19 protein-coding genes are annotated in these 25,121 nt (G+C 69.2%); 10 read left to right on the top strand and 9 right to left on the bottom strand.

Translation table 11 applies throughout. The features are described from left to right. Positions 1–42: 42 nt before the first annotated feature. From GVN21_RS20835 to GVN21_RS09115, 3 genes are all read left to right on the top strand, one after another. Positions 43–153, top strand: a complete 111-nt coding sequence (locus GVN21_RS20835) for a hypothetical protein (protein ID WP_240902829.1) — start codon at positions 43–45, stop codon at positions 151–153. Position 154: 1 nt separating this feature from the next. Next, positions 155–406 (top strand): hypothetical protein, encoded by a 252-nt coding sequence (locus GVN21_RS09120; RefSeq protein WP_166574419.1) that lies wholly within the window; start codon positions 155–157, stop codon positions 404–406. A gap of 75 nt (positions 407–481) precedes the next feature. Beyond that, positions 482–832, top strand: a complete 351-nt coding sequence (locus GVN21_RS09115; protein WP_166574418.1) for a DUF1428 family protein — start codon at positions 482–484, stop codon at positions 830–832. On the opposite strand, the gene GVN21_RS09110 is transcribed toward GVN21_RS09115, so the two are convergent. Both GVN21_RS09110 and GVN21_RS09105 read right to left on the bottom strand, forming a co-directional pair. Next, on the bottom strand, positions 829–5,022 hold the full coding sequence (locus tag GVN21_RS09110; RefSeq protein ID WP_346764237.1) for a translocation/assembly module TamB domain-containing protein: 4,194 nt from the start codon (positions 5,020–5,022) through the stop codon (positions 829–831). The genes GVN21_RS09115 and GVN21_RS09110 overlap by 4 nt on opposite strands. A 35-nt stretch (positions 5,023–5,057) precedes the next feature. Further along, positions 5,058–6,866, bottom strand: a complete 1,809-nt coding sequence (locus GVN21_RS09105) for an autotransporter assembly complex family protein (protein ID WP_240902828.1) — start codon at positions 6,864–6,866, stop codon at positions 5,058–5,060. 180 nt (positions 6,867–7,046) lie between these two features. Here GVN21_RS09105 and GVN21_RS09100 point away from each other — a divergent pair, with 180 nt between their 5' ends. Further along, positions 7,047–8,126 carry a mechanosensitive ion channel domain-containing protein gene (locus tag GVN21_RS09100; protein WP_166574416.1) on the top strand — a complete coding sequence of 360 codons (1,080 nt, stop codon included), beginning with the start codon at positions 7,047–7,049 and terminating at the stop codon, positions 8,124–8,126. Here the strand turns inward: GVN21_RS09100 and GVN21_RS09095 are convergent. Next, the gene (locus GVN21_RS09095; protein ID WP_166574415.1) at positions 8,123–11,020 is read right to left on the bottom strand and encodes an FG-GAP repeat protein; all 2,898 of its coding nucleotides are present in this window, start codon (positions 11,018–11,020) and stop codon (positions 8,123–8,125) included. The two genes, GVN21_RS09100 and GVN21_RS09095, sit on opposite strands and share 4 nt — an antisense overlap. A gap of 351 nt (positions 11,021–11,371) precedes the next feature. Here GVN21_RS09095 and GVN21_RS09090 point away from each other — a divergent pair, with 351 nt between their 5' ends. From GVN21_RS09090 to GVN21_RS09075, 4 genes are all read left to right on the top strand, one after another. Then, positions 11,372–12,835, top strand: coding sequence for a circularly permuted type 2 ATP-grasp protein (locus tag GVN21_RS09090; protein ID WP_166574414.1), 1,464 nt, complete (start codon positions 11,372–11,374; stop codon positions 12,833–12,835). Continuing rightward, positions 12,832–13,773: an alpha-E domain-containing protein gene (locus GVN21_RS09085; protein WP_166574413.1), complete on the top strand. Its 942-nt coding sequence runs from the start codon at positions 12,832–12,834 to the stop codon at positions 13,771–13,773. Before GVN21_RS09090 ends, GVN21_RS09085 begins: the two co-directional genes overlap by 4 nt. Next, the gene (locus tag GVN21_RS09080; protein ID WP_166574412.1) at positions 13,773–14,744 is read left to right on the top strand and encodes a transglutaminase family protein; all 972 of its coding nucleotides are present in this window, start codon (positions 13,773–13,775) and stop codon (positions 14,742–14,744) included. The genes GVN21_RS09085 and GVN21_RS09080 overlap by 1 nt, the downstream gene beginning before the upstream one ends. Before the next feature lie 63 nt (positions 14,745–14,807). Further along, positions 14,808–15,461: a hypothetical protein gene (locus GVN21_RS09075; RefSeq protein WP_166574411.1), complete on the top strand. Its 654-nt coding sequence runs from the start codon at positions 14,808–14,810 to the stop codon at positions 15,459–15,461. Here GVN21_RS09075 and ligA read toward each other — a convergent pair. From ligA to GVN21_RS09060, 3 genes are all read right to left on the bottom strand, one after another. Further along, on the bottom strand, positions 15,458–17,551 hold the full coding sequence (ligA, locus tag GVN21_RS09070; RefSeq protein ID WP_166574410.1) for an NAD-dependent DNA ligase LigA: 2,094 nt from the start codon (positions 17,549–17,551) through the stop codon (positions 15,458–15,460). The genes GVN21_RS09075 and ligA overlap by 4 nt on opposite strands. 38 nt (positions 17,552–17,589) lie before the next feature. Further along, positions 17,590–19,287, bottom strand: a complete 1,698-nt coding sequence (recN, locus tag GVN21_RS09065) for a DNA repair protein RecN (RefSeq protein ID WP_166574409.1) — start codon at positions 19,285–19,287, stop codon at positions 17,590–17,592. A gap of 154 nt (positions 19,288–19,441) precedes the next feature. Continuing rightward, positions 19,442–20,461 (bottom strand): outer membrane protein assembly factor BamD, encoded by a 1,020-nt coding sequence (locus GVN21_RS09060; RefSeq protein WP_205690005.1) that lies wholly within the window; start codon positions 20,459–20,461, stop codon positions 19,442–19,444. 190 nt (positions 20,462–20,651) lie between these two features. Between GVN21_RS09060 and GVN21_RS09055 the strand changes: the two genes are divergently transcribed. Continuing rightward, positions 20,652–20,954, top strand: coding sequence for a hypothetical protein (locus GVN21_RS09055; RefSeq protein ID WP_166574408.1), 303 nt, complete (start codon positions 20,652–20,654; stop codon positions 20,952–20,954). Positions 20,955–20,960: 6 nt separating this feature from the next. On the opposite strand, the gene lpxC is transcribed toward GVN21_RS09055, so the two are convergent. Then, positions 20,961–21,857 carry a UDP-3-O-acyl-N-acetylglucosamine deacetylase gene (gene lpxC, locus GVN21_RS09050; protein ID WP_166574407.1) on the bottom strand — a complete coding sequence of 299 codons (897 nt, stop codon included), beginning with the start codon at positions 21,855–21,857 and terminating at the stop codon, positions 20,961–20,963. Between the two features lie 139 nt (positions 21,858–21,996). Beyond that, positions 21,997–22,431 carry an NUDIX domain-containing protein gene (locus tag GVN21_RS09045; RefSeq protein WP_166574406.1) on the bottom strand — a complete coding sequence of 145 codons (435 nt, stop codon included), beginning with the start codon at positions 22,429–22,431 and terminating at the stop codon, positions 21,997–21,999. Between the two features lie 27 nt (positions 22,432–22,458). On the opposite strand from GVN21_RS09045, the gene GVN21_RS09040 reads away from it, so the two are divergent. After that, on the top strand, positions 22,459–23,349 hold the full coding sequence (locus GVN21_RS09040) for an aminoglycoside phosphotransferase family protein (RefSeq protein ID WP_205690002.1): 891 nt from the start codon (positions 22,459–22,461) through the stop codon (positions 23,347–23,349). Positions 23,350–23,408: 59 nt separating this feature from the next. Here the strand turns inward: GVN21_RS09040 and ftsZ are convergent, their stop codons facing one another. Further along, on the bottom strand, positions 23,409–24,974 hold the full coding sequence (gene ftsZ, locus GVN21_RS09035; protein WP_166574405.1) for a cell division protein FtsZ: 1,566 nt from the start codon (positions 24,972–24,974) through the stop codon (positions 23,409–23,411). Between the last annotated feature and the right edge of the window lie 147 nt (positions 24,975–25,121).

The raw sequence follows: 25,121 nt of genomic DNA, 5'->3' as shown, positions 1-25,121 counted from the left end.
GCGCTCCACATTTCGTCGGCGCGCGCGAAAAGGAGCCCGGCCATGGCCAAGGGCCAGAAGAAATCCAACAAGGAAGTCCGGAAACCCAAGCAGGCCAAGGCCCCGCCGCCCGCCGGCCCGTCGCCCTTCCTGACCCCGCCCGGCAAGAAATAGAGTGGCCTCCGAGACCGTCCACCTGGTCCAGGCCTACGTCGCCGGCAAGGGTCGCTCGAAGTTCCGCGCCGAACAGGCCGTCGGCTGCAAGACCGCCGAGGAGGCCCGCCGCAAGGCCGAACGCCTCGGCCCCCTGCGCCTGGGCGTGGTCGCCTACAGCATCACCGCCGACACCGAGATGGGGGACTATGACGAAAACCCCGTCCTGCTGTTCAAGTCCGGAGAACTGCCGCCGCCCTTCGACGAGCTCTGAGATTCTTCCTTCGGGCTGTCGGAACCGGCGGGCGTTGTTCGTCCTATGATCGCAACATCCATGAAGGAGACAGCCATGGCCTATGTCGACGGATTCGTGCTCGCGGTGCCCAAGGACAAGATGGACGAGTACCGCAAGATCACCGAGCTGGCCGGCTCGGTATGGATGGAACACGGCGCCCTGACCTATGTCGAGGCGGTGGCCGATGACGTCCCCTACGGCGAGCTGACCAGCTTCCCCCGCGCCGTCCAGGCCAAGGACGACGAGGTCGTCATCTTCTCCTGGATCACCTACGAGAGCCGCGAGAAGCGCGACGAGGTCAACGCCAAGGTCATGGCCGACCCGCGCATGGCCCAACCGGACTGTCCCTTCGATCCCAAACGGATGATCGTCGGCGGCTTTAAGCCCTTCACCCAGTTGCCCTAGTAGTCCCGTCGCCAGCGGACGGAGAGCTTGCTCTCGCCGCCCCCGGCGATCCGCGAGACGATGGAGAGGTTGCGGCGCACCCGCCACTCCACCTGCACTGCTCCGCCCTCACGGCCGCCGCCGATGAGCTCGAGGTAGACGTCGTTGGTCAGGTACTTGCCGCCCGCCACGGTGACGCCGGTCAGTTCGGTGCCGCCGATGGTCAGGCGGTCGAGGCCCGCCAGCTGGCGAATGTTGCCGATGACGTCGAAGCCCCCGCCGCCGGCCAGGGCCGCCAGGGCTGAGGCCAACTGCGCCGCCTCGAACGGCGACAGCTGGGCGGCGGAGGAACCGAACAGAACCCGGCTCAACACCTCGTCCTGAGGCAGTTGGGGGGTGGAGGTCAGGGTGATTTCCGGCTTGGCCGCCGTGCCCTGGACCCGGACAACAGCGGTCAGGCTGGGATCCTCGCGGGTGGCGGTCAGGTTGAGGCGGATGCGGCTGGGGTCGGTGGAGAGGATGATCTCGCCCCGCTCGTCAAACTCGAACCGCTTGCCGGCGAAGTCGTAGTCGCCCCGCACCACCCGCGCCGTGCCGGCCAGCACCGGCCGATTGGTGGTTCCGGTGACCCGGGCGTCCAGGCTGAGCTCAACGTTCAGGCCCCGGCCCTCGACGAAGATCGCGCGCGGCGCCTTCAGGTCGATGGCCAGGTCGACGGTCAGCCCCTTGGCCTGGGCGGCTTCTGCCGCCTCGGCCCGGCGGACGGCGGCGGTGCGGGGCTTGTTGATCTCGATGACGTCCATCGGGGTCACGCCGCTGGGGCTGAGGGGTTCTGCCGCGATCTCGGCGCGGTCGATCCGCAGGGATCCCTCCACGCGCGGATTGCCGGCGGAGGTGCGGTTGATGGTGACCTGGCCCGAGGCTGTGGCGGTGGCCAAGTCGTTGTCGATCACCTGGAAGCGGGTGAGGTCGAGCCGGAAACTGCTGGTCCCGTCCCGCAACAGGCTGATCCGGCCCGAGCCGGAGGCGCGGCCGCCGTTGGGGTCGCTGGCGCTGGCCTGGGTGACGTCGATGGCGTTGTCGGCGAACGCGGCCGACAGGGCGAGATTGCGGAGGCGAAGGCCGGTCGGCCCGTCCTCGTAAGCGCCGCCGGACAGCTGTGCCTCGCCAAGCAGCCGGGGGTCGGCCAGGGTCCCGCCCAGGCTGCCGGCCAGGCGGACCTGGCCGCTCAGCGAGCGGTCGCCGCCCATCAACAGGTCCCAAAGGGGCTTGATCTCGCCGTTGGCGGTGAACTTGCCCTGGACCTGACGCCGCCGGTCGATGGCCAGCCGCAGCGGGGCGGCCGAGGCCTCGGCGGGGAGGACGAAGTTGGCATCGGCGTAGAGGCCCTGGGCGCTGTTGGCCTTGCCGGTGATGGTGATCCAGCGGTCGGCCAGCTTGGCCTCGACCGTCCCGTCCAGGGTGAAGGCGCGGCCGGAGCCACGGGCGCGGACGTTCTTGACCTCGGCGTTCAGCTGGCCCTCCAACCGCTCGCCCTGGCCCCGCAGGTTCAGGCGGGCGTCGAGCCGGCCGGCGAGGTCCTCATTGGCGATGGCCAGCGGCATGCCGGCCAGGGTGGCCTGGATGTCGGCGGAGCCCTTGGCGATGCGGGCGTCGATCACGGCCGTCCCGGCGGCGGCGCCCTCCTGGCGTCCGACCGTCACCAGCTTCAGATGGGCCTCGGTCGTCGGACCGCCGAACACCAGCCGGGCGGTCTCCGTAGTGCGCAGCTGGGCCCGGCCCGACTTGCCGGTCCCATCGAAGGTCAGCTGCCAGGCGTTCGCCTCGCCCTGACGCACCTCGGTGAGCAGGCCGGCGACATCGACGCCATAGGCGCCGTTGGGGGCCGCGCCGCTGGCCTGGATCCGCACCGGCAGGCGGTCCAGCGGGCCGTCGGCCGTGATGGTGGCGGCGTCGAGGCTCAGGCCGGCGGCGTCGCGCAGCACCGCGTCCTTGGCGGTGAGGTTCAGGGTTGCCCGTGCTCCGCCAACGGTGTCGACGATCCGAGCCTGGCCCTCGATAGCGCCTTCCGTCAGCAGGATGCCGGGGCCGATGGCCAGGGTCAGGTCGGCGGAGGATGGCCGGCCGCGACGCAGGGCCACCGCGCCCTGGGCTTTGATCCCACCGGCATCGGCGTCGAGGCCGGAGAGGTCCACCCCGCCGTTGGCGAAGCCGAAGTCGGTGCGCAGGCGGGCCGGGCCGTAGGGACTCTCGGCGGTCAAGGCGAAGGCGCCGTCCCCGCCGCCCGCACGCTGCATGAAGGTCAGGGTCAGGTTGGCGTTGCGCAGCGGCAGGCGCGGAAGGTCGATCTGGTCCACCTGGGCGGTCAGGTCGGCGCGCGGGGCGGACAGGCTGCCGGCGATCTTGCCGTCGCCCTTGGCCTTGCCGGCGATTTCCACCGGACCGGCGCGGAACGGCCCCTCGGCGTTCCAGTCGAGGTTGAAGGCCAGATCGCCCTTGGCGCCGATACGGCCTTGGCCCTTGGCGGCAGCCCTTTCACCGTCGAGGCGCAGCTCGGCGACGTCCACCGCGCCGTTCAGCAGGCTGGCCTTGCCGCGCAGCCGGGGCGCGGGGCCAAGCAGGCGGTCGAGTTCGCTCATGCCGAGCGCGAAGCCCGTGCCCCGGGCATCGACGGTGAAAACCCAGGGCTTGTTCTCGCCCGACTGGTCGGCCGACCAGCTGCCGGCGAGCCGCCCCTTGCCGCCCAGCTTGGCGGCGCCGAAGTTCCACAGTTCCGCCTTGCCCTTGAAGGAGAGACCGCCCAGCAGGCCGCGAGAGCCTTCCGCCTCGGCCTTGAGGCCCGCGCCGGTCGCCCGGACGCGGCGCATCAGCAGGCGGCCGTCCTTGAGGATAGCCATATCCACGTCGGCGACCGGCGAGGGACCCAGCAGGGCCGGCAGGTAGCCCTGCCCTCGCCCGCCCCGGCCGGTCAGGGCGGAAATCAGAACCAATTCGCCCTTGGCGCGGCCCAACGTGGTCCGGCCGCCGACCGACGCCAGCGTATAGCCGGCCGTGCTGACGCCAGAGCCGCGCAGGTCGCCGCTGAGGGTGAAGTTCTCGGCGTCGCCCTTGAACAGGCCCTGAAAGGTCGCGGCCCCGGTAACCGCGTTCCAGGTCAGCCGGCCGAGCGAACCGGTAGAGGCGGTGACCGCAAGGCCCGAGGGGGCGGCGGTGCGCTTGCCGAGGTCGGCCAAGCCGGCGGCGGTGGCGGTGAGCCCCTCGGAGTCGAGGCGGGCGCGGACGTCGTAGAAGGCGCCGACCTTGCGGCCGGTGACGTCGAACTTCACCTGCGGGCCGAACATCTTTGCGTAGAGGCCGGTCAGGTCGGAGGCGTCCAGGCGGACGTAGCCGTTGGCCGAGCCGCCAGCGGCGTTCCAGCTGCCCTCGGCCTTGGCCGGCTGGGTCTCGCCGGACTCGACCAGGAGGTTGAAACGGCCCTCCTTGATCGTGCCCCGCGCTTGGGCGTCGAGGGAGAAGTGGCGGGTGGCGTCGAGGCCCAGCGCCCCGGCCAGGGCGCCGCCCTGTGCTTCCGAAGCCTTGGCGTTGACCAGCAGGGCGTCGGAGCGGCCGAGGTCGAATCCGATGTCGGCGAAGTCGCCCTGGTGCATCAGGCTCTTGGCCACGAGCCGGCCGCTGGTCCCGCCCCGGCGCTGCAACGCCAGGCGGCCTTCCAGGTCGAAGCGGCCCTCGACCTGGCTGAAGGCCGGGCGGCTGTCGACCCGGGTCTTCAGGCTGTCGATCAGGATGGTGACCGGCAGGGCGCCGGACTTCTCCTTCGGCGTCAGGGTCGGGCGGCGGCTGAGCGTGATCTGCTCGGCAACAATGGCGTCGGCATGGAAGCGGCGCACGAACAGCTCGTGGTAGCGCCACTGCATGTTGAGGTTCCGGCCCTCGAGCCAGATCCCCTTCTCGTCGTAGATGATCAGCCTGCGAATCGAGACGTTGCGCCAGATGTCGCCGCTGACCCCCTCGATCTTCAGCCGACCGTAGCGCCCTATCTTCAGGCCATTGGCGCGGGCCTCGATGAAAGCCAGGCCCGGCACGGTGTTGACCCCGTAGCGCACCCCGACCGCCGCGGCGGCGACCAGCATCACGACGACCACGGAGATCAGGATCAGCCAGCCGGGCGCGCTGCTGGGCAACCAGCGCCGGCGGTGGTCCCGAGGCCGCACCGACGGCGTCTCTGTCGCGGGCTCGTCGGTGGCGCTCAAAAGGCCTGGCCTATGCTGATGTAGATCTGGAAGGCCGCGTCGCCGTCGCGCGGGTCGAGCGGGAAGGCGATGTCGGCGCGGATCGGACCGAAGCCCAGATTATACCGCACGCCGAAGCCGACACCGGCGCTGAAATCCTTGCCTTCGGGGAAGCTGTTCTCGCCTACCGCCCCGCCGTCGATGAAGGCCACCACGCCCCACTGGCGGGTAAGCTCGTAGCGGGCCTCGATCGAGGCCTCGGCCAGGCTGATGCCACCCAGGGGCGTCGAGCTGATCCGGGGACCGATGGCCTGGTAGCCGTAGCCGCGCACCGAACCCCCGCCGCCGGAATAGAATCGGCGGGCGGCTGGCACGTCGAAGGTCTCGGCCCCGTTGATCATGCCGGCTTTCAGACGGCCGGCCAGCACGAGCTTCCGCTCCTCGCCAAAGGGCAGGTAGAGGCTGCCTTGGGCGGTGGTCTTCAGATAGGTCAGCTGCGCATCGCCGAAGGTGACGATGGGTTCGGCCCGGATCTCGGCCCGCCAGCCGCTCTTGGGGTTGAGCGGGTCGTCGGAATTGTCGACCGCGAAGGCGCCCAGCAGGGAGACGTTGAACAGATCCCGGTCGACGCCCCGGATCACCACACTGCCGACGGTGAGAATCTCGGCCACCCGACCGCCGTCGATCGAGGCGCCGTAGGTGGTGTAGGCGTTGATCCCGGTGCGCCGGGTGACGTCGGCGGTCAGGGAGGCGCCGGTCTGGTCGTAGGCGTCGGTCACCTCGTTATAGACGCTGGCGGTGATGGCCAGGGTCTGGCGCGGCTCGCGCCAGTGAGGCAACGACACCCGGTAGTCGAGCCGCTGCTGCAGTTCGGCCAGGCGCAGGGCGATGATCCGGGTGTCGGCGCGGCGCCAGCCGTTGTAGCGGGTGGTGGTGATGTCGAGGCCGGCGCCCTCGCTGGTCGAATAGCCGGCGCCGACCTCCAGCGACCGGCGGGGCCGGTCCTTCAGGGTCAGGATCACCGGGCGGTAGCCCTCCGCCGTCACCTGGTCGGCCGGGGCCAGGCTGACCGAGACGGTTTCGTAGGCGCCGGTCTCGCGCAGGCGTCGCTCCAACTCGCCCAGGCGGTCGGGGGCATAGACCACCCCGGGCTTCCATGGGGTGAGGTCGGTGATCCAGTCGCGCCGGGTGCGGCCCCCGTATTCGAGGATCAGACCATCGAGCTTTACCAGCGGTCCGGCGTCGATGCGGAAGGTGGGGCGGACGGTGTTGTCGGCATGGTCGACGATCACCTCGCGCGGGTCGGCCTGAGCGTCGGCATGACCCTGCTGGACGATGGCCGACAGGATGCGGCCCTCGGCGGCCAGCACATCCTGAGCCCGCCCGGGCTGGCCCCGCCGCAGGGCCATGGCCAGGGTCCCGGCGCTCTGCACCTCCGGCGAGGGCGCCGTCTCCTGCCATTCGATGGTCGGGCGGGCGATGCGGAACTGCGGGCCTGTAGTGACGGTGATCACCGCGCGGGGAACGGCCTCACCGTCCTCATCGTCGCGGTCCCCCAGGTCGGAGGCGGCCTCGCCGGCATAGTAGCCCTCTGATCGAAGCACGGCGATGGCCGACTCGGCGGCCTCCTGCCCCCGTCGGCGGGCCTCGAAGCGGGAAGCAGGGGCGGTGTCGGCCGTGCCGACGGCCTGGCGAATCTGGTTGCCGAGATCCTCGTCCGCGACCCCACGGACCGCCGCCTTGGGTTCCTCGGCGCGCGCGGCGAGCGCCGGGGCCAGGAGGCCCACGCTCAGAACGGCCGTGAAAAACAGGCGCTGGGTCGCCAATCCGTACATCCCTGCCGAAGCGCCCCCTCCGAAGCTCTAGAGCGCGTTGGGCGGGATGTCACCAGACCTTGGCCGGAAAGGGGCTAAGGGCGCCTCGGGCCGGGAAGGCGAGCGACCGGCGCCTGGCAAAATCCACGGCCGACCCTTGCCCCCTCCCCCCTGGGCGGCCAAAGTCCCGCCATGGCCGGCAGCATCCTTCCGCAGCAGACCCGCGAGTTTACGCGCGAGGTGCGCGACATCGGCGACGTCAAGCTGTGGACCTTCGGCAAGTCGCATCTGACGGTCGGGGGCGTGGTCAGCGGCGTGTTGATCATCGTGCTGTTCTGGCTGGCCTCGCGGATGCTTCAGCGATTGCTTCGCCGGGCCCGCGAGAGCCGGCCGATGGCTGCCCCGCCCATCTATATCGTCGAGAAGGTGGCCACCTATGGCCTCACCGCTGTCGGCGTTTTCATGGGCTTCTCGGCCTTCGGGCTGGACCTTTCCAGCCTCTCCCTGTTCGCCGGAGCCCTGGGCGTCGGTCTGGGCTTCGGGATGCAGGGGGTGGTCAAGGAGTTCATCTCCGGCCTGGTGCTGATCTTCGACCGGCTCATCCGCATCGGCGATTATCTGGAGCTGCAGACCGGCGAGCGGGGGGTGGTGGCCGAGATCGGGGCGCGGGCCACGCGGTTGCGCAACAATGACGACATGGACGTGCTGGTCCCCAACAGCCGGCTGATCGAGGCGCCGATCACCAACTGGACCCACCAGAACAGCGCCCGGCGGATGCATGTGCCGTTCAGAGTCGCCTACGGGACCAGCAAGGAAGCCGTGCGTGACGCGGTGCTGAAGGCCGCCCATGAGGTGCCGTTTACCCTGGAGGATACGGCGCGCCGCAAGACTCAAGTCTGGCTGGTCGGGTTCGGGGATGTGGGGCTGATGTTCGAGCTGGTGGTCTGGCCGACGCTGGAGGCGGTGAAGCGGCCCAACGCGGCCCACGCCGCCTACACCTGGGCGATCGAGGACGCGTTGCGCAAGGGTGGGTTCGAGATCCCCCTGCCGCAGCAGGAAGTGCGCGTGCGGGGTCTGTTTGGCCAGGAGGGCGACGCGGCGCGGGATGCCCTGCGCCTCAAGCCACCGTCCCGAAAGGCGGCCAAGGCCGAGGAGGACGCGGGCGGCGCCACCCACAACGACGCGGCCGAGGATCTGGTCCGCGGAGCCGAGGAAGATGCGCTGAACCCGGTGCCGGGCAGCGACCCGGCCGCGCCGACTAAGGCGACCTAAAGCACCCAGCCGCCGCTGTCGGCCCTGACGTCGCCGTTGATCTTCATCAGGTAATCGGCGAGTCCGTCCCCGTCGGTGTCGAGCCGGAGGGTGGTGGTTCCGCTGGCGAAGCTCAAGGTCATCTGGCCGGCATTGCCGTTGAAGGCCCCGACCAGGAGGAAGGCGTCGTCTCCGCCGGTCGAGGCGATCGCGTCGATGGCCGAGAAATCGATGAAATCGCCCTGCGCCGTGGAGAAGTCGCTGATCGTATCGATCTCGAGCACCCGGCCGCCCGGGACCCGGCTGAAGTAGACGGACTCCTGGCGGACCGCAAAGCTGTCGGCGCCGGCGCCGCCCACCAGGATATCATTGCCCGTCCCGCCGATCAGGGTGTCGATCCCGTCCCCGCCCTTAAGGAGATCACTGCCTCCCAAGCCGTCGAGGACATTGGCGCCGCTGTTGCCGTTGAGCGTGTTGGCCAGGCCGTTGCCGGTCCCGTTGAGGTTGCCCGCGCCCTCGAGGATCAGGGTCTCGATGTTGTCGCCCAGGGTTACGCTGATGCTTGCGCGGACCTGATCGACACCCTGGGCGGCCAATTCCACGGTGGTGTCCCCGGCGTCGTCGACAAGAAAGACGTCGTCCCCGACTCCGCCGGTCATGGCGTCGGCGCCCAGGCCCCCATTCAGAGTGTCGTTTCCGTCCCCCCCGTTCAGGGTGTCCGTTCCGGCGCCGCCGAGCAGCTGGTCAGCGCCAAGTCCGCCCGTGAGCGTATCGTTGTCCGCCCCGCCGTCGAGGATGTCCACGCCGGCGCCGCCCAGGATGGTGTCGTTGCCGTCCCCGCCCTCCAGCCGGTCATTGTCGTCCGCGCCGTCGAGGTCGTCCGCGCCGATACCGCCCAGAAGCTGGTCAATGCCGGTCCCGCCGTTGAGGACATCGTCACCCGCACCGCCCTTGATCAGGTCGTTGCCGCCCCCGCCGTTCAAGCTGTTGGCGCCGCTGTTGCCGTCGAGGACATTGTTCAGTCCATTGCCGGTCCCGCCGATGTCGCCGGCGCCTTGCAGGGTCAGGTTCTCGATTTCCGCTCCCAGCGTGATGGTCACGCTGGCCCGCACCCGGTCGGAACCTTCGCCGCCCAGTTCTGTCGTCACGTCAAGGGCGTCGTCGACGATGTAGGTGTCGTCACCCGTCCCGCCGGCCATGGAATCCGCCCCGGTTCCGCCGTCCAGAAGGTCGCCGCCCAGCCCGCCGATCAAGTCGTCCGCCCCCGACCCGCCATACAGAGCATCGGCTCCATCACCGCCATCCAGGAGGTCGGAGCCGATCAGGCCGTACAGCACATCCTTGCCGCCAAGGCCCGAGAGGCTGTCGTCGCCCCCGCCGCCCTCGAGGCTGTCGGCGCCGCCGGCGCCGGACTGGGTCTCGGCGTCATCGCGCTGGCCGAAGATGACGAAGGCGGCGCCGGCGAAGTCGGCGCCGTACTGGGCCCCAAGGATCATGTCCTCGACCCCATCTCCGTTCACGTCGCCGCCCGATGACACGGACAGCCCGAATATCTTGTTGGTGACCCCGGCGATCAGGAAGCCGTCGCCGGCCGAAAGGTCGGCGTAGCGCAGGTCGTCGCCTAGCGGCAGCTTCGAGCCGAACACCACATAGACGCCGCCAGTGTAGACGTTCTCGGAGTCAGGCGAGGGCATGGTGGCGATGAGGTCGTCCAGCCCGTCGCCGTTGAGGTCGCCCGCGGCCAGCAGCTGGCCGACCTTGCTGCGCTCGCCGACCCCGCCGATCCGGAAGCCCACCTGGCCCTGGATTTCGGAGACGTCCAGGCTGGCCGCGAAGCCGCCGGCCCGACCGAACACCAGATAGACCGCACCGCTGTCCTCGGCGTCCTCGTCGTCGCTGATGTCGGAGATGATCAGGTCGTCGAAACCGTCGCCGTTGAAGTCACCGGCCGAGCCGACCTCGCCGCCGAAGGCGTTGTCCTGGTTGCTGCTGGTGAGGACGAAGCCGTTGGTCCCGTCCAGGTCGGCCAGCGAAACCTCGGCGGCGAAACCGGTGTCGCTGCCGAAAATGACATAGGCCTTGTCCATCGTGGTCGGGGCATAGCCGCCGTAGCCGCCGTCGAAGGCGCCGCCGTAGACGTCGACGCTGACCACGATGTCGGCGAAGCCGTCGCCATTGATGTCCCCGGCCGACGAGACGTTGTAGCCGAGGCCCTGATACTCCGACCCGTAGATCGTGAAGCCGTTCGATCCGTCCAGCGCGCTGAGGTCGAGGTCGGCGTCAAACCCCTGGTCCGTGCCGAACACCACATGCAGGGCGCCGGCGCCATAGCCCCCCGTGTCGTTTTGGGGCTCGCCGATCAGCAGGTCATCGATGCCGTCCCCGTTGACGTCGCCGGCCGAGGCGAACCGCACGTCGGCGTCGTAGACCTGGCTCGCCGGGCGGACCGTGAAGCCGTTCGAGCCGTCCAGGGTCGAGACGTCGAGGGTCGCGCCGAAGTCGCTGCGGCCGAAGACGACATAGCCGACGTAGTCACCGCCGCCCAGTTGATGCTGGCTGGCCGTGACGATGAAGTCAGCCAGGCCGTCGCCGTTGAGGTCGCCCGCCGCGGCGACCCGTCCGCCCAGGCGATCGTCCTGGCCGATACCGTCGATCCTGAAGCCCTGCTGCGCCGTCAGGTCGGCCAGATCGGTGAACCGCGCATGCCCGTCGCGGGTCCCGTAGACCAAATAGGCGGCGCCGGCGTAGGGCTGGTTGACCCCCACCCCGGTGGCGCCGACCAGGAAGTCGGCGATGCCGTCCCCATTGACGTCGCCGATGATGGCCACCGCTTCGACGTTGTCGCCGCCTCCCGTGCCGAGGAGCACGTAGCCGTTTGTGCCGTCCACGTCGGAGGGGGACGAAAGAAAGGGCATTGGCATGACGGCTCACCAGAATGGGGCCACGCGAAATGAGTAGCCACTGTTCGCCGTCCCATGGTTACCGGCGACCGGCAACGCAAACGGCTGAAAACTGGAGCGGCCATTTTTCTCGGCGCCGGTCCGGGCTGTGGGGTTGGCCCATCGGCGCCGCTTCCCCCCGGCCCGAGAAACCTGCACAAATGTCGAGCAGCCGTTGTTCGCGGTCGCCGACTCGTTCGATCCACGCGCGGCTTGGCGACCAACCGGCTAGAAAAACGTTGAAGGACGCGCCGTGGGCGGCCGGTTTGGGGAACTGAAGTTCAAGTGACGGACACACGGACAACCGACCCGAACCATAGCCTGCCCATGGCCCAGCCCTTCTATACGCCGGGGGCCGCCTTTGATGAGATGTATGGCCACGACGGGGGCGTGCGCGACCATTACGGGGTGATGCACGAGCGGCTGACCAGCCTGTCGGGCGAGGACCTGAGCGCGCGGCAGACCACGCTGGAGCGATCCTTCCTGCTGCAGGGGATCACCTTCACCGTCTATGGCGCGGAGGCGGCGACCGAGCGGATCATTCCGACCGACCTGATCCCGCGCATCATTCCGTCGGCGGAGTGGGATCGGATCGAGGCCGGGCTGACCCAGCGGCTGCGGGCGCTGAACATGTTCCTGGCCGACATCTATGGCGAGCAGCAGATCCTGATGGACGGAATCCTGCCGAGGGAACTGGTGCTGGGCGCCCCGTCCTACCGGCGCGAGATGCAGCACCTGTATGTGCCGCACAAGGCCTATGCGAACGTCTGCGGCAGCGACCTGATCCGGGGGCAGGACGGCGACTTCTATGTGCTGGAGGACAACCTGCGGGTTCCCAGCGGCGTCTCCTACATGCTGGCCAACCGCGATGCGGCGCGGCGCACCTTCCCCGGCGCCTTCCGGGCTGCCAGCGTGCGGCCGGTGGAGCGGTATCCCGACCTGCTGCTGGCCACGCTGAAGAGCATGGCCCAGGAGTGGAAGGCCGATCCACAGGTCGTGGTGCTGACCCCCGGGGTCTACAACAGCGCCTATTACGAACATGCCTACCTGGCCCGGCTGATGGGCGTGCCGCTGGTCGAGGGCCGCGACCTCGTGATCCACGAGAACATGGTCTACATGCGCACCACCACCGGCCTGCAGCGGGTGGACGTGATCTATCGCCGGGTGGACGATGATTACATCGACCCCCTCACCTTCCGTCGGGACTCCAGCCTTGGCGTCGGCGGCCTGTTCAACGCCTACCGGGCCGGCAATGTGATGATCTGCAACGCGCCGGGCACCGGCGTGGCGGACGACAAGGCGGTCTATGCCTATGTGCCCGAGATCATCCGCTACTACCTCGGCGAGGACGCCATCCTGCCCAACATCGAGACCTTCCTCTGCCGTGAGCCGGCGCAGCTGAGCCATGTGCTGGCCAATCTCGACAAGCTGGTGGTCAAGGCGGTGGGCGCCTCAGGCGGCTACGGCATGCTCGTCGGGCCGCACGCCAGCCAGGCGGAGCGCGACGAGTTCGCCGCCGCCCTGAAGGCCGATCCGGACAACTACATCGCCCAGCCAACCATCCAGCTGTCGACCGCGCCCTGCCTGATCGACGGGCGGGTGGATAATCGGCATGTGGACCTGCGCCCCTTTATCCTGTCGGGCGAGAAGATCGTGGTCACCCCCGGCGCCCTGACGCGGGTGGCCCTGCGCAAGGGCAGCCTGGTGGTCAATTCCAGCCAGGGGGGCGGGTCCAAGGACACCTGGGTGCTGGGCCCCAATGTCCAGGCCAAGGGAGACATCGCGCCATGATGCTCGCCCGCGTCGCCGACAGCCTCTACTGGGTGGGCCGCTATGTGGAGCGGGCCGAGCACGTCTGCCGCCTGGCGGATGTCACCCTCAACGCCACCCTCGACCGTTCCATGGCCGCGAATGAAACCGCGCGCATCGCCCTCTCGGCCCTGGGCGACGACCTCACGGCCGCCGACAGCAACCTGTTCGAGACCGCCAAGGAACTGACCCTGGGCAATGACGATGCGAACTCGGTCCGCATGTCGCTGGCCCGCGCCCGGGAGAACGCCCGGCAGGTGCGTGACCAGATCACCACCGAGATGTGGGAGCGGCTGAACCTGCTGTACCTGCGGGTCAACGAGAAGGGCGCCGAACGCATCTTCGAGCGCGAGCACACCAGCTTCCTGCACGACGTGATCGCCGACCTGCACCTGTTCAAGGGCGCCGCGGACGCCACCATGAGCCACGGCGAAGGCTGGCGGTTCCTGATGCTGGGCGTCCATATCGAGCGGGCCCAGTTGATCGCCAGGCTGCTGCGGGCGGCGTTCGGGGATGGGGCGGTGCCGACCGGCGACCACGTCACCCTGATGAACGTGCTGCGGATGGGCTGCGCACTGGAACCCTATCTGCGCACCTACACCGCCGAGATCGAGCCCAAGCACATCCTCGACTTTTTGCTGTTCGACGAGGACTTCCCCCGCTCGATCCGCTTCGCCACCGCGCGGATCGAGGAAAGCATGGCCGATATCGCCAGCCATGCCGCCTTCGGCGGGCGGGGGCGGCCCGAGCGCCTGGCCGGACGCCTTCGGTCCCGGCTCGAGTTCACCGACCTTGAGGAGCTGGAGGCTAACGGGGCGGCGACCCTGCTGGCCAGCGTGGTGGCCGATTGCAGCCGCATCCACGAGGCCCTCTACCAGACCTTCGTCGCCTATCCCCTCGAGATGAGGTTGCCGGCCTGATGCTGCTCGATATCCGTCACGTCACCCGGTACCACTATGAGCACCCCGTGCGCGAAAGCGTCATGGAGCTGCGGATGCAGCCGCAGAAGTCGGTCCGCCAGAGGCTGATCAGCTTCGACCTGGACCTGGAGCCCCGCGCCCAGCTGTTCAGCTACATCGACCCGTTCGGCAACGCCGTGCACCATTTCGACGTGCCCCAGCCGCATGACGAACTGACCATCGTCGCCCGCGCCACGGTGGAGACACAGGAGCCGCCGGAGCTGCCGGCCGGCCTGGACCTCGGCGAATGGGACCGGCTGAACAGCAGCTTCACCCAGGCCGAATGCTTCGACTTCCTCCAGCCGCATGGGTTCGCGGTGAAGACCGACGCCCTGACGCAGTTCATGGCCGCCAAGGGGCTGGACCGGCCGCGCCTGCGGGACCCGCTGACCGGCCTGCGCCAGCTCAACGAGACCATCTACTCGGCCTTCGACTACGAGCCGGGCGTGACCCGCGCCGATAGCCCGATCGATCATGCGCTGGAGAGCGGCGCCGGGGTCTGCCAGGATTTCGCCCACATCATGATTGCCATCTGCCGCGACTGGGGGCTGCCGGCCCGCTATGTCTCCGGCTATCTGTTCACCGATCGCAAGAAGGGCGACCGTTCGGACCCCGACGCCACCCACGCCTGGGTGGAAGTCTTCCTGCCCAGCCACCGCTGGGTCGGGTTCGATCCGACCAACAACATTCTGACGGGCGAGCGCCATGTGGCCGTGGCCATGGGCCGCGACTACAGCGACGTGCCGCCCTCGCGCGGGGTCTACAAGGGCGACAGCGACAGCCAGCTGGCCGTCGATGTGGCGGTGTCGAAGGCCAAGTCGGCCCTGGCGGAGCCGGAGTTCTTCAACCTGCCAAGACCCACCTTCCGGGGCGGCCGCCGACGGGGCGTCGACGCCTTCCGTGAGGAACAGCAGCAGCAACAGCAGCAGTGAGCGGCTTGCTCACGGGCTGAGCGCGAGTCACTCTCCCGGGCAACCTCGGGGGAGGACGCCATCATGTTCGTCGGTCACTATGCCGCCGCCCTTGCCGCCAAGGCCATCGAGCCCAAGGCGCCGCTGTGGACCTTGGTCGCCGGCGCTCAGTTGATTGACATCGGCTGGGCCGGGCTGGTGATGGCCGGGGTCGAGAAGGTGCGGTTCGACCCGGACCTGCCGGGCAGCCCCCTGGACCTCTATCACATGCCCTGGACCCACAGCCTGCCTGCGGTGGTGGTCTGGTCGCTGGCGGCGCTTCTGGCTTGCCGTTTCCTGCTCAAGCTGAACTGGGGCGCGGCGATTGCCGTGGCCCTGGTGGTCTTCTCCCACTGGGTGCTCGACTGGCTGGTGCACAGGCCTGACCTCGAATTGTGGATCGGCGGTCCGAAGGTGGGGCTGGGTTGGTGGGACTATCCCGACGCCGAGAAGACCCTGGAGATGGGGCTGATCGCCCTGGCCGGCGGCGCTTGGCTGTGGAGCCGCGGCGCCTGGCAGCGCTCGCCCTGGCCGGCCCTGCTGTTCATCGCCTTCCTGGTGGCGTTGCAGATCGTCGCCGGCCTGACCGTGCCGGACGGCTCCAGCTTCGCCTATGGCCGCACGGCCCTGATCACCTTCCTCGCCGTGGTCGGCATCGCGGCTCTGGCGGATCGCAAGCCGAAGGCACAGCCGGGTTAGCCCGCCACCATGGCCAGCCACTCGTCCTCGGTCATCACCTGGATGCCGAGTTCGGTCGCCGTCTTCAGCTTCGAGCCCGCGCCCGGGCCGGCGACCACCAGGTCGGTCTTCTTGGAAACCGAGGAGGCCACCTTGGCGCCCAGGCCCTCGGCCTGGGCCTTGGCTTCATCGCGGGTCATGCGTTCCAGGGCGCCGGTAAACACCACCGTCTTGCCGGCCACGGCGGTGTCGGTCTTGGGCTTCTCGGCGTCGAGGACGGTGAGCTGGTCAGACAGGCGCTGGACCATGCCGCGGTTGTGGTCCTCGGCGAAGAAGGCGGCGGCGGCCTGGATGACCGCGTCGCCGATCTGATCCATGGCGTCGAGCTCGGCCACCGCCTCCTCGTCGCCGGCCGCGACCTTGTCCATGGCGGCCAGGAACTCGGCCGCCGTCCCGTAGCCACGGGCCATGACCAGGGCCGTCTGCTCGCCGATGTGGCGGATGCCCAGGCCGTAGATAAAGCGGTCGAGAGGGATGGTCCGCCGAGTCTCGATGGCGGCGAACAGGTTGGCGACGCTCGTCTCCCCGGCCCGCTCGCGATCCTTGAGCTTCTTGAGGGAGACTTTGTCGCGTTCGGCGAGGGTGAAGATGTCGGCGGGCTCGCGGATCAGGCCCTCGTCGTAGAAGCCCTGCAGCTGCTTCTCGCCGAGGCCCTCGATGTCGAAGGCGCGGCGGGAGACGAAATGCTTGAGGTGTTCGATCCGCTGGAACGGGCAGGCCAGTTCGCCGGTGCAGCGGCGCACCACCGTCTCGGCTCCGCCGGCCGTGGTCTCGCGGGCCAGGGGTGTCTGGAGCGGACAGGGGCAGTGGGTGGGAAACTCGTAAGGCGCCGCGCCGGCGGGGCGAAGCTCGGGGATCGCTTCGACCACCTGGGGGATGACGTCGCCCGCCCGCTGGACGACGACCGTGTCGCCGATGTGCAGGTCCTTGCGGGCAATCTCGTCGGCGTTGTGCAGGGTTGCGTTGGTGACGGTCACGCCGCCGACCGTCACCGGCTTGAGGCGGGCCACGGGGGTGACGGCGCCGGTGCGGCCGACCTGGAGGTCGATGGCCTCAAGGACCGTGCGGGCCTGTTCCGCCGGGAACTTGCGGGCGATGCCCCAGCGGGGCGCGCGGGAGACGAAGCCCAGGCGTTGCTGCCAATCGAGGCGGTCGACCTTGTAGACCACGCCGTCGATGTCATAGCCGAGGTTCGGCCGCTCGCGCTCCAGGACAGCGTAGGCGGCGAGCAGGCCGTCGGCGCCCTGGACGCAGGTCGACTGCGGGGTGGTCTGGAAGCCCCAGGCCTTCAGCTTGGCGAGCGCCTCCCACTGGGTCTCGGCGAACTTTTCGCTGACCAGGCCCCAGGCATAGGCGAAGAAGCGCAGAGGGCGCTTGGCGGTGATCGTGCTGTCGATCTGGCGCAGGGAACCGGCGGCGGCGTTTCGCGGGTTGGCGTAGGTGCGATCGCCGGCTTCCATGGCCGCGGCGTTCAGGGCGGCGAACTCGGCATGGCCCAGATAGACCTCGCCGCGCACCTCGATCACGTCGGGCCAGCCGGAGCCCGACAGGCGGTGGGGGATGTCCTTGAGGGTGCGCAGGTTGGCGGTGACGTCCTCCCCTACCCGACCGTCGCCGCGCGTGGCGCCCTGGACCAGAATTCCCTTCTCGTAGCGCAGGGATGCCGAAAGGCCGTCGATCTTCGGCTCGGCGGTATAGGCGATGGGGGTTTCGTCAAGGCGGAGGAAACGGCGGATCCTGGCGTCGAACTCCAGCGCATCCTCGTCAGAGAAGGCGTTGTCGAGGCTCAGCATCGGCACGCCATGCTCGACGGCCGAGAACTGTTCGGCGCGCGGCGCGCCGACCCGCATCGACGGGGAGTTTTCGCGGATCAGGTGCGGGAATCGCTCCTCGATGGCCAGGTTGCGGCGCTTGAGGGCGTCGTAGTCCGCGTCACTGATCTCCGGCGCGTCGTTCTGGTGATAGGCCAGGTCGTGGTGAGTGATCTGGTCGGCGAGCTTGGTCAGCTCTTCGGCGGCTTGCGCTTCGGTGAGGTCGGCGACGTCGATCATGCGACCGTTCTAGCGAGCCTGATTGAACCCGGCGAGGGTCAAGCGTCGATCAGCGCCCGCGCAGCCGCGCGCGCCTCCGGCGTCACCGCCGCACCCGACAGCATGCGGGCGATCTCTTCCTCCCGAGCGTCCGGAGACAGGGTCTCGACCGAGGTGCGGGTCTTTTCGCTGTCGCCGGCCTTGGCGATGCGCCAATGGGCGTCGCCGCGCGCGGCCACCTGCGGGCTGTGGGTGACGACCAGGACCTGGGCGCCGGTGGCCAGGCGCCTGAGGCGCAGGCCGACCGCGTCGGCCACGGCGCCGCCGACCCCCTGGTCCACCTCGTCGAAGATCATCAACGGCTGGGCGCCCTCGTCGCGGCCGGCCAGGGCCGCCTTCAGCGCCAGGGCGAAGCGGGCCAGTTCGCCGCCCGAGGCGATGGCCTCCAGCGGGCCGAAGGGGGCGCCGGGGTTGGTGCTGATCTCGAAGGCGATGCGGTCGAGGCCAAGCGGCCCGGCGCGCTCGACGGGCAGGTCCTCGACCGCCACCTGGAAGCGGGCCTTCTCCAGCTTCAGGGGTGCGAGCTCGGCCATCACCCCGGCGGCCAGGCGGTCGCCGGCGGCGCGGCGTTCGGCCGACAGGCGCCGAGCGGCCGCGAAGTAGGTCTCGCGCGCCCAGTCCTCGGCCACTTCCGCCGCCTTGAGCGCCTCCTCGGTGTTCTCGAAGGCGGCCAGCTCCTGGGCGTAGCGGACGCGCCGGTCGGGCAGGTCCTCCACCGTGCAGGACAGCTTGCGGGCCATGGCGCGCAAGGCGAACAGCCGCTCCTCGGCCTGTTCAAGCCGCTGGGGATCCAGCTCGAAACTGTCGGCGGCGGCGTCGATGGCGGAGGCGGCCTCCTCGGCCTCGTTGACGGCGCGGTCGATGATCTCCTGGGCGGCGGCGAGGCGGGTCAGGGCGGCGCTGCCCTCCCCGGCGCCGGCCTGCACGGCGCGCTCGCGAGCCCGCTCCAGGGCGCGGAAGGCGCTTGCCAGACGGCTGCCGATCTGGCCGCCCTCGACCGCCTCGCGGGCAGCCGAAATGTCGGCCAGGGCCTTCTCGGCGGCGCCCAGCAGGGCGCGCTCCTCGGCCAGCTCGGCATCTTCGCCCAGGCGCGGGCTCAGCTGGTCGAGTTCGGCCAGGCGAAGGGTGATCTCCTCGATCTCGGCGGCGGCGCGGGCGGCCTTGTCGCGCAGGCCCTGCAGGGTTTCGCGGGCAGCTCGCCAGGCGCTCCAGGCCGCGGCGGTGGCCTCCGACGAAACCTGGCCATAGGCGTCCAGCAGCCGGCCGTGAGTGCGGGGATCGAGCAGGCCGACAGTTTCATGCTGGCCGTGGACCTCCAGCAGCCGGCCGCCGATTTCCTTCAGGGTCGCCACGCTGGTCGCCTGGTCGTTAACGAAGGCGCGCGAGCGGCCGTCGGCGCTGAGCTGGCGGCGCAGGACCAGGTCCTCGTGCGGGGAATAGTCGAGGCCCTTCTCGTCGAGCAGGGCCCAGACCGCATGGTCGGCCGGAAGGGCGAACATCGCCGTGGCCGCCGCCTGGGAGGCGCCCCGTCGGACCAGCCCGGCGTCGGCGCGGGCGCCGGTGGCAAGACCCAGGGCGTCGAGGATGATCGACTTGCCCGCGCCCGTCTCGCCGGTGAGCGCGGTCAGGCCGGGGCCGAAGCTGAGGTCGAGCTGTTCGATCAGCACGACGTCGCGAATAGTGAGGCCGATCAGCATGGGGTCAGGATCGTCTCGAATCAGGTGTGTTCAAAGCCTCGTTCGGACGAAGCCGAGACTCTCTGTATCACGAGAACAAGAGGAGAACAATTCTTCCCGACAATCCAGCTCATCCCGCCATTCGGGTCGCGGGGATAAGCGGCAGATTGGGATCCTATTGCGTCGGCGGGGTCGGGGTTTCCGCGATAGGGTCGGCGGTCGGCGGCGGCGGTTCGGTGCCCGGGGGGGTCACCGGCGGCTGCGGCTCCGGCGTCTGAACCGGGGCGCCGGGGGCGCTCGGCGAAGGGGCCGGGGCGTTGGTCTCGGCCGGCGGCGGCAGGGCGGAACCCCTCTTGCCCGTGCCGGTGACGCGCTGCAGGAAGCTGCGCTTGGCGCCAGGGGTCAGCGGGGCGACGGCGGGCTGCAGGCCCCTGTCGTTCAGCAGGCGGTAGGCGTCGCGGTACCAGACGTCGTCCGGGAAGTTGTAGCCCAACATGGCGCCGGTGCGCTCAGCCTCGCCCAGCAGGCCGACGGTCAGATAGGCCTCGACCAGGCGGTAGAGGGCTTCCGGCGCATGGCTGGTGGTCTGGTACTTGTCGACCACGGTGCGGAAACGGTTGATCGCCGCGATGGTCTGGCCTTCGCGCAGGTAGTAGCGGCCGACAGCCATCTCCTTGCCCGCCAGTTGGTCCAAGACCATGTCGATCTTGTACTGGGCGTCGATGGCGTATTCGCTCTCGGGATAGCGCCCCTGCACGTCCCGCAGGGCGACCAGCGCCTGTTCGGTGGCGGCCTGATCGCGGCCGACATCGACGATCTGTTCGAAGTAGCAGATGGCCTTGAGATAGTAGGCGTAGGGTGTCGAGGGATTGCCCGGGTACAGGTTGATGAACCGGTCGGCGTTCTCGATCGCCTCGGCGTAGTTGTTGGCCTGGTAGTTGGCGTAGGCGGTCATCAGAATCGCCCGGCGGGACCATTCCGAATAGGGGTGCTGGCGCTCCACTTCCTCAAAGTAGGCGATGGCCTCGGTCCAGCGCCGGGCGTCCAGCCGGTTGGCGCCGGTGGCGTAGAGCAGCTCGACCGGACGCTCGATATAGGCCAGGCGCGGCTTGGGTTTCTCGCGGGCGCAGCCGGTCGCGACCAGGGCCGCCGCGATGGCGGCGGCAAAGACGGCCTTACGGCTCCAGGAAGACAGCACGTACCCTCACTTCAATCGTCGCAACGCGGGCGCCCCCGCGCCGTGGAAGAGGTATCTACACCACGCAAGGGCGGGCGCAAATGTGGCGATTGTGGCGAATGAGCCCCTGTCGAAACGAATGCGTCGCGCGCGACGGCGCGTACCGATTAGTGTGAGGTTCATTTTAGCCGCAACCTACGGGGATGACATGCTGCTGTTGGGCTTGGTGGTCTTCCTGATGATCTTCTCCGGGGCGACCGCCGGAGAATGGTGGGAGGTGGCGGCCGCAGCCCTCTGCGTGTCGGTATTGACGCTTCTCCTGTCCCTTATCACCGGGCAGGGAATGGAGCGGGCCATAGGATCGTTCACGGTCACCTTCATCCTGGCGCTAGGCGTCGGACTGGTGACCTATCTCATCAACAAGGTCGCGGGGCGCAGCAGCGCCAAGCGGGGCGGCCGAAAGGATTTCTTCGGCCGGAAGCGCGATTCAAAGGCAGACGTCTTCGACTAGCTGTCCCTAGACCGCTTGCGCCAGTTCCGGGGCCCAGGTGCGGACGCGCCAGGCTTGCGGGTTGGCCATCAGTTCGCGGACGACCAGGTTGTTCAGGCCGTGGCCGGCGTAGAGGCCGTCGAAGCGGCCGATGATCGGCATGCCCAGGACGTAGAGGTCGCCGACCGCGTCCAGCGCCTTGTGGCGCACGAACTCGTCCGGGCGGCGCAGGCCTTCCGGGTTGAGGATGCGGTCGCCGTCGAGGACCACGGCGTTGTCGGTCGAACCGCCGCGGGCCAGGCCGACGGCGCGCAGGGCCTCGACATCGCGGGCGAAGCCGAAGGTGCGGCAGTCAGCCAGGTCTTCGCGGAAGGATTGCTCATCGACGACCAGATCGACGCGCTGGCGGCCGATCGGGGCGGCGTCGAAGGCGATCTCGAAGGCGACTTCGAACTGATCGGCCGGCGACAGGCTGGCGCGCTTCTCGCCCTCGACCACCTCGACGGCGTCGAGCATCTCGATGTAGCGGCGGGCGGCTTCCTGGCGACGGCGGCCGACCCGGTCGAGGATCTCGATGAAGGGCTGCGAGGAGCCGTCCAGGATCGGCAGTTCCGGGCCGTCCAGTTCGACGATGGCGTTGTCGATGCTGAGGGCGGCCAGGGCAGCCATGAGGTGCTCGATGGTGGAGACGGTCACATCGGCGGCGTTGCCGATCACCGTGCCCAGCTGGGTCTTGACCACGGATTCCGGCGAGACGCGCACGGCGTTGTCGCGGTCACGCACATCGGTGCGGATGAAGACGATACCGGCGTCGATGGCCGCGGGGCGCACCGCGACGCGGACGTGTTCGCCCGTGTGCAGGCCGATGCCGGCGAAGATGGCCGGGCCGCCGACGGTGTGCTGATGGTATGCCGAAACGGACAAGACCGACCTTTGAACTGTTGCTCGCGACCGAACCGGCCGCATCACGCCCCGTCGTCCTTGTAGGCGTCTCTTCGCAATGCAGCAAAGCAAGAGGTGTTTCGGATTGTTACCTTCGGAAGCATCTGAATTCGTTAGGGTTTCACTCGGCGGGCGAAGACCCCGTAACAGGCGTTTTCAGGGCGTTCCGGACGGCCTCAGCGGCGGCGCTGAGCGGCGTCGGCAGGGCATTCAACGGATACCAGCCCAGGTCAGCGTGCTTTTCCGGCTCCATCAGCACCGCCTCCCCCTCCGCCTCGACGGCGAGATAGGTGGGCGAAACCCAATGGAACCCGCCCGCCGGATCGATGAGGTCGACGACGCAGAGCAGGCTCAGGGCGCCGATGGTCAGGCCGGTCTCTTCCAGCACCTCGCGGCGCAGGCCCGCCTCGGTCGCCTCGCCGAGGTCGATCTTGCCGCCGGGGATGCTGAACTTTCCCGCCTCCGGCTCGCGCAGCCGGCGGAACAGCAGAAGCCTGCCATCACGGACAATGGCGGCGCCCACGCCTAGGCGGGGTTCGGGCGGAGGAGTCGTCATGGCGCTCCTGATAGACGACACTGGCGCATGGCCGACAGACTGCACGCCGACGAAATCGACATCGACGCAGAGATGGTGCGGCGACTCGTCGGCGGCCAGTTCCCCGAGTGGGCGGATCTAACGGTGCGGCCGGCCGCGGTGACGGGAACGGACCACCGGATGTTTCGGCTGGGCGAGGCGCTGGCGGTCCGGTTGCCGAGGCACGCGCGGGCGGCGGGGCAGGTGGCCAAGGAGGCGCGCTGGCTGCAACGCCTGGGACCAGCCCTCCCCTGCCCCGTGCCGATCCCGCTGGCGGTCGGCGCGCCGGGCGAGGGTTTCCCGCTGGCCTGGTCCGTCTGTCTATGGTTGGGGGGCGAGCCGCCGCCCTCTGCCGGCGGCGTGGACCTCGGCCGCAACCTCGCCGCCTTCGTCGCGGCGCTGAGACGCCAACCGACCGATGATGCCCCGCCGCCGGGGCCGGACAACAGCTGGCGTGGCGTTCCCCTGGCGAGGCGCGAGCGGGTGACCCAGGCGGCGCTCGGCCAGCTAGAGGGTGAGATCGATGTCGAGGCGGCGCGGGCGGCCTGGGCTCGGGATCGGGACGCCCCGGCCTGGACGGGCGCGCCGGTCTGGATCCACGGCGACCTTCAGGCCGGCAATCTGCTGACGCGGGACGGTCGGTTGGCGGCGGTGCTGGACTTCGGCTGCCTGGCCGTGGGCGATCCGGCCTGCGACCTGCAACCCGCCTGGTTCGTGCTGGGGCCCGAAGGCCGGGCCGCGTTTCGCGACGCCTTGCAGGCGGACGACGCCGACTGGGCGCGGGGGCGAGGCTGGGCGCTGTCCGTGGCGCTGCTGCAGCTGCCCTATTACCGCGACAGCCACCCGGCGCTGGCGAACGGCGCGCGGGTGGCAATCAATGCGGTGCTGGTCGACCTCTGAAAAGCGAAAAGGCCCCGGCGTTTGCCGAGGCCTCTCCAATTTGGTTGCGAGCCTGGAGCCTAGTTGGCCAGACGACGCAGGAACGAGGGGATTTCCAGGTCGTCGGTCTCTTCTTCCTGGGCCACATCCTCGACCGGCTGGCGAGCCGGGGCGGCGCTGCCGCCGCCAAAGGCGGCGCGGGCCGGGGCCGGGGCGCTCTGGTAGCCGGTGTTCTGGCGGCGACCGCCGAACAGGCTCATCCAGCCGTTCTTGCGCTCTTCCTGAGGCTCGTCGTGCGGATTGACGTAGAGGCCTTCGTCGATCGGGCTCTCATCGACCAGGGGGTCGACGATCAGGGTGCGCTGGGTCGCGGCGGTGCGGATTTCCGGCTGGCGCGGCGCGGGCTGGGCATCGAACAGGCCGAAGTCGGACCTCGGCTCAGCGACCGGCTCGGGCGCGATTTCCGCCGGGCCGGCGATGGTCACCGGCTCGGGACGGACCGGGTCGCTGTCGCGAGCCTCGGCGGCCATGGTCCATGACTGGTCGCGGATCGGCTCGGGAATGGCCGCGACGATCGGCTCCGGCCGGGCGACGGGCGCCGGTTCGGGAGCGATGCGCATGTCGCCGGCGATCAGCGGCTTGGCGGCGGTGTTCCGGGCCCGGGTCGGTTCGATAGCGGCCATCGAGGCGCCGTCCATGCCGGTGGCGACCACCGAGACGCGGATGGTCCCTTCCAGCGACGGGTCGAACGCGGCGCCGAAGATCACGTTGGCGTCGGCGTCCACCTGTTCGGTGATGGCGTTGGCGGCCTCGTCGACCTCCAGCAGGGTCATGTCCAGGCCGCCGGTCACATTGACCAGCACCGCCTTGGCGCCCTTCAGCGAGACTTCATCGAGCAGCGGGTTGGCGATGGCGTTCTGGGCGGCCATCAAGGCGCGGTCCTCGCCGGTCGCTTCGCCAGTGCCCATCATCGCCTTGCCCATCTCGGTCATCACCGTGCGGACGTCAGCGAAGTCGAGGTTGATCAGGCCGGGCAGGACCATCAGGTCGGTGATCGAGCGGACGCCAGAGTGCAGAACCTGGTCGGCCATGCCGAAGGCTTCGGCGAAGGTGGTCTTCTCGTTGGCGATCCGGAACAGGTTCTGGTTCGGGATGACGATCAGAGTGTCGACGTAGCGCTGCAGCTCCGCAATGCCGGCGTCGGCCAGGCGCATCCGATGGCGGCCTTCGAAGTGGAAGGGCTTGGTCACCACGCCGACCGTCAGAATGCCCCGCTCGCGGGCGCATTTGGCGATGATCGGGGCCGCGCCGGTGCCGGTGCCGCCGCCCATGCCGGCGGTGATGAAGACCATGTGGGCGCCATCGAGGTGTTCGCCGATCTCGACGGTGCTTTCCTCGGCCGCGCTCATGCCGACTTCGGGATGGGCGCCGGCGCCGAGGCCCTGCGTCACCTGCACGCCGAGCTGGATGCGCAGCGGCGTCTTGCTGAAGGCCAGCTGTTGAGCGTCCGTGTTCGCCACCACGAACTCAACGCCCTCGAGGCCGGCCTCGATCATGTTGTTGACGGCATTGCCGCCGGCGCCGCCGACCCCGAAGACCACGATGCGCGGCTTCAGTTCGGTGGTTTGAGGAGCGTAAAGCTTCATAATATGGACCCCGCGTCCGTTGAAGTCGTCGCCCTGACCAGTTCCGCGCCCACCCGCGAACATGGCTTACGACCCGTTAACTAGACATCTGACTGCGTTAATTGGCGGTTAAGACGCTTAACCTGAGTCGTTGTCTCGGCGAGCCGT

This window comes from Caulobacter sp. SLTY, assembly GCF_009905535.1.
In the GTDB taxonomy this organism is placed as follows: domain Bacteria; phylum Pseudomonadota; class Alphaproteobacteria; order Caulobacterales; family Caulobacteraceae; genus Caulobacter.
The sequence above is the reverse complement of the archived record's forward strand: the minus strand, read 5'-3'. Positions and strand labels throughout refer to the sequence as shown.

Coding starts and splice junctions, on each gene's coding strand:
- GVN21_RS20835 (WP_240902829.1), top strand. CDS start 43: ATGGCCAAGGGCCAGAAGAAATCCAACAAGGAAGTCCGGAAACCCAAG.
- GVN21_RS09115 (WP_166574418.1), top strand. CDS start 482: ATGGCCTATGTCGACGGATTCGTGCTCGCGGTGCCCAAGGACAAGATG.
- GVN21_RS09100 (WP_166574416.1), top strand. CDS start 7,047: ATGGCCGGCAGCATCCTTCCGCAGCAGACCCGCGAGTTTACGCGCGAG.
- GVN21_RS09095 (WP_166574415.1), bottom strand. CDS start 11,020: ATGCCCTTTCTTTCGTCCCCCTCCGACGTGGACGGCACAAACGGCTAC.
- GVN21_RS09090 (WP_166574414.1), top strand. CDS start 11,372: ATGGCCCAGCCCTTCTATACGCCGGGGGCCGCCTTTGATGAGATGTAT.
- GVN21_RS09085 (WP_166574413.1), top strand. CDS start 12,832: ATGATGCTCGCCCGCGTCGCCGACAGCCTCTACTGGGTGGGCCGCTAT.
- GVN21_RS09080 (WP_166574412.1), top strand. CDS start 13,773: ATGCTGCTCGATATCCGTCACGTCACCCGGTACCACTATGAGCACCCC.
- GVN21_RS09075 (WP_166574411.1), top strand. CDS start 14,808: ATGTTCGTCGGTCACTATGCCGCCGCCCTTGCCGCCAAGGCCATCGAG.
- ligA (WP_166574410.1), bottom strand. CDS start 17,551: ATGATCGACGTCGCCGACCTCACCGAAGCGCAAGCCGCCGAAGAGCTG.
- recN (WP_166574409.1), bottom strand. CDS start 19,287: ATGCTGATCGGCCTCACTATTCGCGACGTCGTGCTGATCGAACAGCTC.
- GVN21_RS09055 (WP_166574408.1), top strand. CDS start 20,652: ATGCTGCTGTTGGGCTTGGTGGTCTTCCTGATGATCTTCTCCGGGGCG.
- GVN21_RS09045 (WP_166574406.1), bottom strand. CDS start 22,431: ATGACGACTCCTCCGCCCGAACCCCGCCTAGGCGTGGGCGCCGCCATT.
- GVN21_RS09040 (WP_205690002.1), top strand. CDS start 22,459: ATGGCCGACAGACTGCACGCCGACGAAATCGACATCGACGCAGAGATG.
- ftsZ (WP_166574405.1), bottom strand. CDS start 24,974: ATGAAGCTTTACGCTCCTCAAACCACCGAACTGAAGCCGCGCATCGTG.